The 10,884-nt window shown below is 68.6% G+C and carries 12 protein-coding genes; 5 read left to right on the plus strand and 7 right to left on the minus strand.

Features of this window, described 5'->3' with window-relative positions:
- Together B4L26_RS09900 and B4L26_RS09905 are read right to left on the minus strand one after the other, a co-directional pair.
- Positions 1 to 2,035 (minus strand): CarD family transcriptional regulator (locus B4L26_RS09900; protein ID WP_290718511.1); only part of this gene is annotated, 2,035 nt, incomplete at its 3' end.
- Positions 2,036 to 2,099: 64 nt separating this feature from the next.
- On the minus strand, positions 2,100 to 2,588 hold the full coding sequence (locus B4L26_RS09905) for a hypothetical protein (protein WP_290718513.1): 489 nt from the start codon (positions 2,586 to 2,588) through the stop codon (positions 2,100 to 2,102).
- A 91-nt stretch (positions 2,589 to 2,679) separates the two neighbouring features.
- On the opposite strand from B4L26_RS09905, the gene B4L26_RS09910 reads away from it, so the two are divergent.
- The 5 genes from B4L26_RS09910 to B4L26_RS09930 all read left to right on the plus strand — a co-directional run bounded on the left by B4L26_RS09910 (position 2,680) and on the right by B4L26_RS09930 (position 5,569).
- Positions 2,680 to 3,198 carry a GNAT family N-acetyltransferase gene (locus B4L26_RS09910; RefSeq protein ID WP_290718516.1) on the plus strand — a complete coding sequence of 173 codons (519 nt, stop codon included), beginning with the start codon at positions 2,680 to 2,682 and terminating at the stop codon, positions 3,196 to 3,198.
- A 67-nt stretch (positions 3,199 to 3,265) separates the two neighbouring features.
- Positions 3,266 to 4,057, plus strand: a complete 792-nt coding sequence (locus B4L26_RS09915) for a dioxygenase (protein ID WP_290718518.1) — start codon at positions 3,266 to 3,268, stop codon at positions 4,055 to 4,057.
- A 113-nt stretch (positions 4,058 to 4,170) separates the two neighbouring features.
- Positions 4,171 to 4,524 (plus strand): ArsR/SmtB family transcription factor, encoded by a 354-nt coding sequence (locus tag B4L26_RS09920; protein ID WP_290718520.1) that lies wholly within the window; start codon positions 4,171 to 4,173, stop codon positions 4,522 to 4,524.
- On the plus strand, positions 4,521 to 5,009 hold the full coding sequence (locus B4L26_RS09925; RefSeq protein ID WP_290718522.1) for an SRPBCC domain-containing protein: 489 nt from the start codon (positions 4,521 to 4,523) through the stop codon (positions 5,007 to 5,009). The genes B4L26_RS09920 and B4L26_RS09925 overlap by 4 nt, the downstream gene beginning before the upstream one ends.
- Positions 5,009 to 5,569 (plus strand): TIGR03086 family metal-binding protein, encoded by a 561-nt coding sequence (locus tag B4L26_RS09930; protein ID WP_290718525.1) that lies wholly within the window; start codon positions 5,009 to 5,011, stop codon positions 5,567 to 5,569. Before B4L26_RS09925 ends, B4L26_RS09930 begins: the two co-directional genes overlap by 1 nt.
- Positions 5,570 to 5,580: 11 nt before the next feature.
- Here B4L26_RS09930 and B4L26_RS09935 read toward each other — a convergent pair whose 3' ends face one another.
- From B4L26_RS09935 to B4L26_RS09955, 5 genes are all read right to left on the minus strand, one after another.
- On the minus strand, positions 5,581 to 6,429 hold the full coding sequence (locus B4L26_RS09935; RefSeq protein WP_290718527.1) for a SecDF P1 head subdomain-containing protein: 849 nt from the start codon (positions 6,427 to 6,429) through the stop codon (positions 5,581 to 5,583).
- A 46-nt stretch (positions 6,430 to 6,475) separates the two neighbouring features.
- The gene (locus B4L26_RS09940) at positions 6,476 to 8,002 is read right to left on the minus strand and encodes an acetyl-CoA acetyltransferase (RefSeq protein WP_290718529.1); all 1,527 of its coding nucleotides are present in this window, start codon (positions 8,000 to 8,002) and stop codon (positions 6,476 to 6,478) included.
- Positions 7,999 to 8,676, minus strand: a complete 678-nt coding sequence (locus B4L26_RS09945; protein WP_290718531.1) for a TetR/AcrR family transcriptional regulator — start codon at positions 8,674 to 8,676, stop codon at positions 7,999 to 8,001. Before B4L26_RS09945 ends, B4L26_RS09940 begins: the two co-directional genes overlap by 4 nt.
- Before the next feature lie 58 nt (positions 8,677 to 8,734).
- Positions 8,735 to 10,108 (minus strand): metal-dependent hydrolase family protein, encoded by a 1,374-nt coding sequence (locus tag B4L26_RS09950; RefSeq protein ID WP_290718533.1) that lies wholly within the window; start codon positions 10,106 to 10,108, stop codon positions 8,735 to 8,737.
- A gap of 168 nt (positions 10,109 to 10,276) precedes the next feature.
- The coding region (locus B4L26_RS09955; protein WP_290718535.1) for an HNH endonuclease signature motif containing protein at positions 10,277 to 10,884 on the minus strand (608 nt) is incomplete at its 5' end.

The following is a 10,884-nucleotide window of genomic DNA, read 5'->3' on the forward strand; positions in this document are numbered from 1 at the left end:
TCTTGCCGTAGCCGACGTCGCCCACGATGACGCGGTCCATCGGAACGGCGCGTTCCATGTCGGCCTTCACCTCGGCGATGACCGTCAGCTGGTCCTGCGTCTCGGTGAAGTCGAAGGCGTCCTCCATCTCGCGCTGCCACGGGCTGTCCGCGGCGAAGGCGTGCCCCGGAGCGGCATGGCGGGCGGCGTAGAGCTGGACGAGTTCGCCGGCGATCTCGCGCACAGCCTTGCGGGCTTTGCGCTTGGTGTTCTGCCAATCCGAGCCGCCCAGTTTCGACAGCGACGGTGCTTCGCCACCGACATAGCGGGAAAGCTGGTCGAGCGAGTCCATCGGCACGTACAGCTTGTCGCCGGGCTGGCCGCGCTTGCCCGCGGCGTACTCGATGACGAGGTATTCGCGGCGCGCCCCCGACACTGTGCGCTCGATCATCTCGACGAACCGGCCGATGCCGTGTTGGTCGTGCACCACGAGGTCACCCGCGGTCAGCGCCAGCGGGTCGACCTGGTTGCGGCGCTTGGCACCGAGCCGGCGACCGTCGCGCGTGCCCGCCACCCGCGTGCCGGTCAGGTCGGCCTCGGTGACGACGACGAGCGGCGGGGTCGTGGCGGCGGAACCACTCGTGACCAGACCGCGCCGCAGGGTTCCGTGGTAGATCGTGACGGCGTCGGGCACGGGCGGCTGACCGGCGGCGGCCACCGTCGACGGGACTTCGGCCTCACCCAAGCGTTCGTCGATGCGCTCGGCCGTGCCCTTGCCCGCGACGACGATCGCCGCGCGCCCACCGTCGCTGACGTGGGCACGCAACTGGGCGAATAGGGCGACGATCTCGTCGTCGTTGCCGCGCGGTGCGGGGCCCGCCGTCACCGCGAGCGCCACCTCGTCGGCCTCGCCGCTGCTCAACGGGCTCAACGTCCACCACCGGCGACCCGAGGCCAGCGTCGCCGCCTCCACGTCGTCGATGAGCCGATAGGCGCTCGCCGCGAAGCCGCGCAAAGGCCCGACTGCGTTCTCGACGTCGACCGGGGCATCGCCGCCCATCGCCGCGACCGTCCACGCGGCATCGAGGAACTCCTTGCCGGTGGCCGCCAGGTCGGCCGCACGCGTGCGGATCTTCTCCGGGTCCAACAGCAGCACGAGCGAGCTGTCGGGGATGACTTCGGTGAGGAGTTCGAGATCGTCGTCGGCAAGGAGCGGGATGAGCGCCTCCATCCCTTCGACGGGGATACCCTCGGCGAGTTTGGCCAGCATCGACGTCAGGTCACTGCCCTCGTCCTGCGACTCCAGTAGGCGGCCGGCGCGTGCGCGGACCGGCGCGGTGAGCAGCAGCTCGCGGCACGCATGGATGACGACGGGACTGGCGTCGATCTCCGGATGGGTGCGCTGGTCGGCGACGGAGAACGCGCGGATGTCGGTGATCTCGTCGCCGAAGAACTCGATGCGCACACCGTGGTCGGCGGTGGTCGGGAAGACGTCGAGGATGCCGCCGCGCACCGCGAACTCACCACGGCGCCCGACAAGGTCGACGCGCTCGTAGGCCATCTCCACCAGCGAGGCCAGCAGACCGTCGAAGTCGATCTCATCGCCCTCGTGCAGGGTGATCGCGTGCAGATCCCCCAGGCCCGGGGCCATCGGCTGGACCACCGAGCGGACTGTCGTAACGACGACGCGCAGCGGGTGATCTCCCGGGGCGGCGAGTCGGTGCAGGACGGCCAGGCGCTGGCCGACGGTGTCAGCGCTGGGTGAGAGGCGCTCGTGCGGAAGGGTCTCCCACGACGGGAAGAGGGCGACGGACTCGGGGTCGTCGAGGAGCTCAGCGAGCTCGATCACCAGGTCGTCGGCCTCGCGCCCGTTGGCCGAGACGACGAGGATCGGGTCGTCGGTCTGCTGTGCGAGGGCGGCGACGGCGAACGGGCGGGCGGCGTCGGGAGCGGTGAGCGCCAGGCGGGGTGCCGGCAGGTGCGCGGCCAGCGCGGCGAACGTCTCGTCGGCGCACACCGCCTGTGCCAGGCCGTGCAGAAGAGGGGTGGGTGCCACTCGGCTCAGTCTAGGGGCGGTGCACCGGCGCCCGACCGGCGGCCGGGTCGGGCAGGTGGTCGGGTCAGGGAGCGGTGAACGACGCCCACCCCGGCACTTGCCACGGGCCGCCGCGGTTCACGATGTTGACGGTGCCGCTGACCGGGCCGCGGCCGGTGAACAGTTTGACCCGCCGTGAACCCGACCACGGACCAGGACATGGCCGCACCATCGCCGACCCGGCTCGCCCGGTGGCGGCATTGCGGTAGTCGAAGCGGACGAAAGAGTCGTCGATCGCGGGATTGCCGCACCGACCACCGGCCGGGGCGCTGAACCAGACGACGCCCGGCGATGCGGTATCGATGCGGATCGCGGCCGCGTAGGTCCCGAAGTCGGTGATCCCGTTAGAAACGATCCCGTTGGCTGGGATCTGCTGCACCGCGATCGGAGCCGCATGCGCGGACCCGGCGGCCATCGTCGTGGCGGTCATCGTCGTGGCGGTCATCGTGGCGGCGGCCAGTGCGACCGTTGCTCCGCCGAGGTGGCGACGAGTGGTCACGGCTGTCATGGTCATGACGGTCCTCCCTACACCGAGTGCACGGATCGTAGCCCCGCGAGCGGGCCGAGCATGGCCGGATCCGCCTGGCCGTGAGAACGTGATGCCCATGCAGGAGATGGCGCGCAACACCCCGATCGTCCGTCCGGCCACCGCCGACGACTGTGCAGCGATCGCCGAGATCTACGCCCACTACGTCGCCACCTCCATCGCGACGTTCGACACCGTCGCGCTCGACGTCGACGAGTGGGTCGCGAAACTTGCCGCCATCACCGGGGCCGACCGGCCGTTCCTCGTCGCCGTCGACGACAAGAGGATCGTCGGGTACGCCTATCTCGGTGGTTACAACCCAAAACCGGCCTATCGGCAAACGAGTGAGGACACCATCTACGTCGCACCGGGGTGGGAACAGCGCGGGGTCGGCAACGCACTGATGTCCGCTCTGCTGGAGGCCTCCGCGGCCACCGACGTTCGCGAGATCGTCGCGCTCATCGCCCTGCCCGGCGACGGGTCGATCGCACTGCACCGCCGCCACGGTTTCGTCGAAGTCGGGGTGTTGCGCCAGGTCGGATTCAAATTCGGACAATGGATCGACGTGGCGATCTTGCAGTGCAGCGTCACGCCGTAGGCTCACTCGGCGCGGGTTTGGGCTCGGTCGGCGGAATCTCAAGCTCGGTCGATGCGTTACGTGTCGTATGACAGCCCCCACCACACCGCGCCCACCGGCCGTCTTCCTGAGCCACGGCGCCCCTCCCCTCGTCGACGATCAGACTTGGGTCGCGCAGCTCGCCGAGCTCGGTACCGACCTGCCCCGGCCCTCGGCGATCCTCGTCGTGTCCGCCCATTGGGAGGCAATGCCCCTCACGATCGGTGCCACGGACCCGACCGTGCCGCTGACCTACGACTTCTACGGCTTCCCCGAGCGCTACTACCAGACGCGGTACGCGCCGCCCGACTCGTCGGCGCTGGCCGCCCGAGTGGCGGCGATGATCCCCGACGGCGAGCCCGTCCACCACGACACCGGGCGCCGCCTCGACCACGGCGCGTACGTGCCGTTGACCGTCATGTACCCCGACGCCGAGATCCCGGTGCTACAGATCTCGATGCCCACGCTCGACCCGATACGGCTCATCGAACTGGGCGAGCGCCTGGCGCCGTTGCGCGACGAGGGCGTGCTGATCATCGGCTCGGGGTTTACGACGCACGGACTGCCGTTCCTCACCGACCGACGTCCCGAGGCGGTCCCGCCGGCCTGGTCGTCAGAGTTCGACGCCTGGGTGCACGAGTCCCTCGCCCGCGGTGACGTCGACACACTCGCCGACTTCGCCCATCGGGCCCCGGGGATGCCGTACGCCCATCCGACCGTCGAGCATTTCGTGCCGCTGTTCGTCGCACTCGGCGCGGCGGCCACGCCGGATCAAGCCCCCGACCAAGTCATCGACGGGTTCTGGGCGGGCCTGTCCAAGCGGAGCGCAACCTTCGCCTGACCTCGGATCGACCGATCGCAGGATCGAGACGGGTCTTTATTCAACTAAACGGTTGACAATGCAGCGGTCCAATGAGACGCTTATTCAACCATGCAGTTAAATAAAGGATCGACATGACGGACCAACTGTCACTGGTGTTCTCGGCACTGGCCGACCCGACGCGGCGCGACATCGTCGCGCGGCTGACCGAGGGCGACGCGACCGTTAACGAACTCGCGCAGCCCTACGACGTCAGCGTGCAGGCGATCTCCAAGCACCTGAAAGTGCTCGGCGACGCCGGTCTGGTCAGCCGGGGCCGCGAGGCGCAAACCCGGCCCGTCCATCTCGAAGCGGAGGTGTTCGACCTGATGACCGCATGGATCGAGCGGTACCGACGACAAGCCGAGGAGCGCTATCAGCGCCTCGACGCCGTGTTGGCCGCCATGGCAGAAACCGAAGAACCCACCGAGCAAGGAGCAGCATCATGAGCACCACCACCCATCCCGAGGCCACCATCGAGGCCCATCCGACCTTGCCGATCATCACGATCACGCGCGAATTCGCGGCCACCCCCGCGCAGCTCATCAAGGCCCACATCGATCCCGACCTCTTCGTCCAGTGGTCCGGGCCCAACGGCCTGACGGGCCGGATCGACTACTGGGACGCGCGCCGCGGCGGCCGCTACGCCTTCACGCACATCAACGGCGACGAGGAGTACTCGTTCTACGGGTCCTTCCACGACATCACCGACGACAAGATCGTCCAGACCTTCACCTGGGCCGAACAGCCCGACGGGGTATCCCTGGAGACGCTGACGGTCGAGGACCTCGGTAACGGCCGCAGCCGGCTGGTCGCACAGTCGCTGTGCGACAGCATCGAAGACCGCGATGCGTGGCTGCGCAGCGGCATGGAGGTCGGCGTGAACGACGGATACGCCAAGATCGACGACTTGCTCGCCGACGGATCGATCTGATGCTGCCGGCGACACCCGAGCAGCGCCACCGCGTCGTCGCCGCCTCGTTCGGCGACCTGGTCGCCGGGGTGACCGACTGGTCCGCCCCCGCGCCGGTGCCCGACTGGACCGCGCGCGACGTTGTGAGCCATCTCGTCGATTGGTTCACCGGGTTCCTCGCCGCCGGGGGCGTCGGCCTGGAGCCCGGACCCGCCGTCGATGCCGACCCGGTCGCCGCGTGGCGCCGGCACACCAGTCAGGTACAGGCCCTGCTCGACGGACCATCGGCGACGGCCGAGTTCACCCACCCGCAGGTCGGAACCATGCCACTGGCCGTCGCGGTCGACAACTTCTACACCGCCGACGTCTTCATGCACTCGTGGGACCTGGCGCAGGCAAGTGGCCAGGACCTCGCCCTCGACGAGGACCAGTGTGCGGCGATGCTCGCGGGCATGGCTCCGATGGAGGAGATGCTGCGTGGATCGGGGCAGTACGGCCCGGCTGTTGCGGTCCCCGACGATGCTTCCGCGCAAGACCGGCTCATGGGCTTCATCGGTCGCGATCCAGCCTGGCGGGCCTGACGCTGATCCGTCTACTTCTTCGGCACGAAGCGGACCGGCAACGCTCCCGTCGTGAGCATCGTGGCGAGGTGCTCGGCTTCGGCCTGTGAGAAGCCGGCCGCCGTGGAGATCTGGGTCGGCCCGCTGATCGGGCTCTGGATGATCGGCGCGGTCACCACACGCGAGTCAAGGACGTACGCCACTTGCTGACCAATGTTCGCCGCGGTGTAAGTCGGCCATTCCTCCTTGGCGCTCCCCCCGAACTCCACGGTGACGACCCATCCCCCGCCCTGTTGCGATGGGGAGGCCTTCGCGCTGGCGACTTCGTTTCCGTTGATGATCGCCGCGCCCAACGCGTAGACGCTCTGGCCGTCCTGGCCGCACGCCGCGAGCAACTCGGTGGGATTGTCGTTGCCGGCCATGGGATCGACGCCGATGCACTTGAGCTGCTGGGCCCGGCGCGCCATCTCCGCGGGCGGCGTCGTGACATTGGCCTGCCGCAGCTCGAGGTCCAGACCGGAGGCATCCGCCGCGACCGGCGCGGTGAACAGCACCGGGCGCAGCAGCAGCACACCGGCGGCCGCGAGCGCCTCGATGTCGGCGGGGCTGCCCGACTTCGCGGTAACGACGACGGTATCGCCGTGAACCGCTGCCTTCGGATCGGCGATACCGCTATCGGACAAGCGTTGCGCAAGGATGGCCGTCGCTTCGCCGACGAGTTTCGCCTGGTCCGTCCCGGGCGGGAACTCACCGTCACCAGAAGCCAACGACTCGGCCGCAAACTCCACGCGCACGCCCGAGCCACCGTCGGGCGAACACCCGGAGAGCAGGCCGCCGATCAGCAGGAGCGCCGCCGCGCCCATAGGAAGAGTCCGGATCACGGGTCCAGTCTGCCACCGCCGGCGGGCGACTCCCGCCAGCCGCGGTTCAGCAGCGCGTGGCGGTATTGCGCCCCTCGACCGGGCGGACGGTGACGCGCGTTCCGATCGGCTCACCAGTCGCCAAGATCTCGGCAAATTCCTCGTCGGCGGGATCGGCGTTCGCGTAGAACCGGCGCCCATCGTCGGCGCGACACACCAGGATTCCCACCATCGCGCCCCGGTACGGCGTGACGGTGAAAGTCTCAACCACCGCCTCGCCGGTGAACTCGTCGACCGACTCCAGCCGGGGAGCCGCGTCGACGGCGGGTTGCGGGTCCGCACTGACAGGCCACGGCGTCGGCGTCGTCGAGTACACCCCGGCCGCATACTTCGAGATGATGCCGCCGTTGGCCGCGACCAGCCCGATGCTGCCCGGTTCCGCGCGAAGGCGCTGAGCCACCTCGGCGATCGCGTGCATGGCGTAGTTGTTGCCCGCTCCCCCGAAGTACGGCAGGCCACCGGTGACGGTAAGGCCGCGCGGATCGTCGGCGGCCAGGCCCAGGGAATCCGTCGCGACGAACACCGCGATCGGGAAACAGCTGTAGAGATCCATCACGTCGACGTCGCCGATCCCGATACCCGCCGCCGCCAGGGCGCCGTGCAGCGCTGCCTCCGTCGCTGCGGAGACACCGAGGTCTGCGCGATTGAGAACCGGCACATCAGCGGCTTTCGCGTGGCCGTGCACGAATACCCACTTGTCTTGCGCCACACCGAGTTCGCGCGCGCGGGCGACCGACATCATCAGCACCGCGGCACCCTGGTTCACCTGGTCACGCGCGACGAGGAACCGTGGGTAGGGATCGGCTACCAGCCGGTTCTGCTCGGTGACCTCGACGAGTTCGGTTGCGCTGCGACGCGTCGGGGCGGCGGAGTGCGGGTTGGTCGCCGCCACCTCCGACATCGGCGCGAACAGCCCGCCCATCGTCGGTGCATACGCCTCCCGCGAAAGCCCGAGCCGCGCCCGCCGGGCGTGTTCGAGTAGCGCATAGTGCGCGGGCGGGCCGTAGACCCGGTGGGCGACGGCCGACGGTGTGATCATGTCGTCGATCCCGTACCCGCGGTCGTCGAGCTGACCGCCGCGCTCCTCGGAATGGTCGGGGGCATCGTCGCGCCCGGCGAAGTGCCTGGCCGTCGACATGGCTTCAGATCCGACGAGGAGCACCGAGTCGATCTCGCCCGCGGCGATCCGCGCGCCGACTTCGCCGACAAGGCGCTGCGGACCATCGCCGCCGACGACGTCATAGACCGCGGTGACCGGATCGACCCCCACTCGGTCGGTCACTGAACGCGGGTAGTTGTCCGAGCGGCCCAGTGCCGCCAGCGCCAGCGGGTGGGAGGTCTCGAACTGCCGGATGCCGATGACGAGGTCCAGCCGGTCCAGATCCTCGGGTGTCAGCCCGGCGTCCGCAACGGCGAGTGATGCGGCACCGGCACCGAGTTCGACGGCCGAGAGGCCGCGGTAGCCGGGCTCGTCGAGACGCTCGGAGACTTCGCCGACGCCGACGATGATCGGCGTCGTGGGATCGACGATCACTGGTCGCCGGTCCGTTGCGTATTGGTCTTGGACTGATTCTTCATATTCTCCGCGTAGTCGGGGCCGACGAGGTCCGGGTCGGGATCCAATCGTGTCAAGCCGTTCCAGCACAGGTTGACCAGATGCGCGGCCACGACCTCCTTGGGCGGTTCGCGCACATCGAGCCACCACTGTGCCGTCATCGAGACCATGCCGACAAGGGCTTGCGCGTAGAGCGCGGCGAGTCCTGGATCCAAGCCGCGGCGCGAGAAGTCTCCGCCGAGGATGTGCTCAACCTGGGTGACGGCGTCGTTGAGCAGACTCGAGTAGGTCGTGTTCTCACCGTCGCCGGCACTGCGGCCACGGACCAGGATGCGGAAACCATCGGGCCGTTCCTCCATATAGGTGAGCAAGGCCAATGCGACTTGCTGGACCCGATAGCGCGAGCGGGTAGTCGAGAGTGACGACGTGATCATCTCGAGCAGCGTTTCCATCTCACGGTCGACGACGACGGCGTAGAGCCCCTCTTTACCGCCGAAGTGCTCGTAGACCACGGGCTTGGACACGTTGGCGCGTTGGGCGATCTCCTCGATCGATGTCGCCTCGTAGCCGCGCTCGGCGAACAGGCCGCGTGCCACCTCGATGAGTTGGGCGCGCCGCTGCGTACCGGTCATGCGCGTACGCGGTTGTCCCATGCCCGCCAACCCTAGTGCCCCGCTGCTGCTGCGCCGGTGTGCATGGCGCGGATCGTGCTCACGCGCCCTTGTAGACCACGCCGTCTTTCATGATGACGTCGAAGTTCTTGCCCGGGTCGGCGATCAGGTCGATCTGGGCCAGGGGGTCGCCGTTGACGAGGATCAGGTCGGCAAGGGCGTTGGGCTCTACGACGCCGAGAACGCCCTCATAGGGCGATCGCGGCCCGCTCAGACCCAGCAGGGCGGCGTTGTCCAGCGTCGCCAGCCGCAGCATGTCCGCGGAGCTGAACCATTCGCGCAGCGACAGCAGCATGGAGTTCTGCTTGGGGTTCTCCGACGGATCGAAGAGGAAGTCGGTGCCCCACGCCAGCTTGACCCCCGCGCGCTTGGCCTCGGGCCACACCTTGGCGTTGCCGGCGACGATCCCGGCGCGCTTGCGACGACGATCGGCGCTCATCGTGTCGTTGTTGGGGACGAGATACTGCCCGCTGAGCCAAACGCCACGGTCGGCCATCACGCGCAGCGTCGCCGGATCGAGCAACTGACCGTGCTCGACGCACTTCACCCCGGCGTTCATGGCCCGCAGCACCGATTTGTCGGTGTAGGCGTGAACGGTCACATAGGTGTTCCAGTCGTCGGCGGCCTCCACTCCGGCGCGCATCTCGTCGAGGGTGAACTGCGTGACGTCGATCGGGTCGTAGACAGATGAGGTGCCCCCGCCAGCAGCCATCTTCAGCTGACTCGCGCCCATGCGCAGGTTCTCCCGCGACGCAGTGAGCACCTCGTCGCGGCCGTCGACGATGAAGGTGGCATCGAGCTTCTCCGCTCGCGACTGCTGACCCGTGAAGCGGCGCGCCTTCTCGTCGGGGGTCCGGAAATCGCCATGGCCCGACGTCGGCGAGATCATCGCACCCGACGGCCAGACGCGTGGCCCGACGGCCTTGCCCTTGTCGATCCCGACCTTGAGCGGGAAGATCGGCCCACCCAGGTCGCGCACGCTGGTGAACCCGCGCAGCAGCATCTGGTGCGCGTTCTCCATCGCGGCCTTCGCGTAGAACTGCTCGTCCTTGTCGGGGTCCATCAACTGCGCCATGGTGACCGCCCCGAACATGAGGTGGACGTGGTTGTCGATCAGGCCGGGCATCAGCGTCCGGCCGCGGCCCTCGATGACCGCGGTCCCCGGATCCGCGGGCTGCCCCGTCCCGATACCCGCGATCAGGTTGCCCCGCACCAGGACGTCGGTGGGCGCGCCGAGCTTGCCCGCGCGCACGTCCAGGACACGCACGTTGCGGAGCAGGGTGTTGGCCGGTCGCGGCGCGGCTGCGCTCGACGACGAGGTACTGCCGGTGTCGCCGGAGGAACAGGCTGCAGCGAAGGCCGCTGCCAGACCCGCCGCTCCGACGGCGAGGAAATGCCGGCGGTTCAGTCCCATGCATTGACACGGTGGTTCGGTGGGCGCGTGCTCGTGCTGGGACACAGGTGCCTCTTTCTACGGAGAGAAATGCTCAAAAAGGGGAACGCTCTGAGCATAGGCACGAGAGAGGGGCGGAGTGCCGAAGCTCGCCGCACGAGGCATCGAACCGCACCGCCGAGCCTCCGATCAGGCTGCTGATCGGAGGGCTGCGGCGAGTGCTGTTTCTACTGGCGATCCTCGCCGCCGGTCAGGCGAGATCCGTCGCCGGTCGGGCGAGATCCGTCGTCGGTCGGGTCTGGCGTCGGCGTCGTCGGGCCGGATGCGCAGCATCGTGGGACCGGCACTGGGCCTGCCCGGATCACCGACGGCATACCCGGTCGCCGGACCTGCCGTGGTCTCCGCATCAGCACCGTTCGTCCCGGCCATCGGCGGGGTTTCGCCGGTGGTCGCGGGGATCGGGGTTACCTGTGTCGAGTTGAACGGGTGCCCACGCAGGAACTTTTGCGGGTGGTGCACCGGGTTGGTGCGATAGGGCCCATCAGATCCGACCAGGCGCCATCCGATCCGCCCGGTATCCGGCCCGGCGGTGATGATCGCGGTCTCCCATTGGCCCGGCTTGTCACCAACATTGCGGTTGTCCGTGCCACAGGCACAGGTCAACTCGCCGATATCGGTGTTACCGCCCTTGGCATAGTCCAATGCCCCGTGATGGATCTGGGAGCGGCTGTGCGGTTCGGTGCACCCCGGCCGGGTGCATCCCAGATCCGCGGCAAACACCGCCAACCGCTGCGCCC

It is taken from the genome of Gordonia sp. UBA7599, from assembly GCA_002477755.1.
Lineage (GTDB): Bacteria > Actinomycetota > Actinomycetes > Mycobacteriales > Mycobacteriaceae > Gordonia.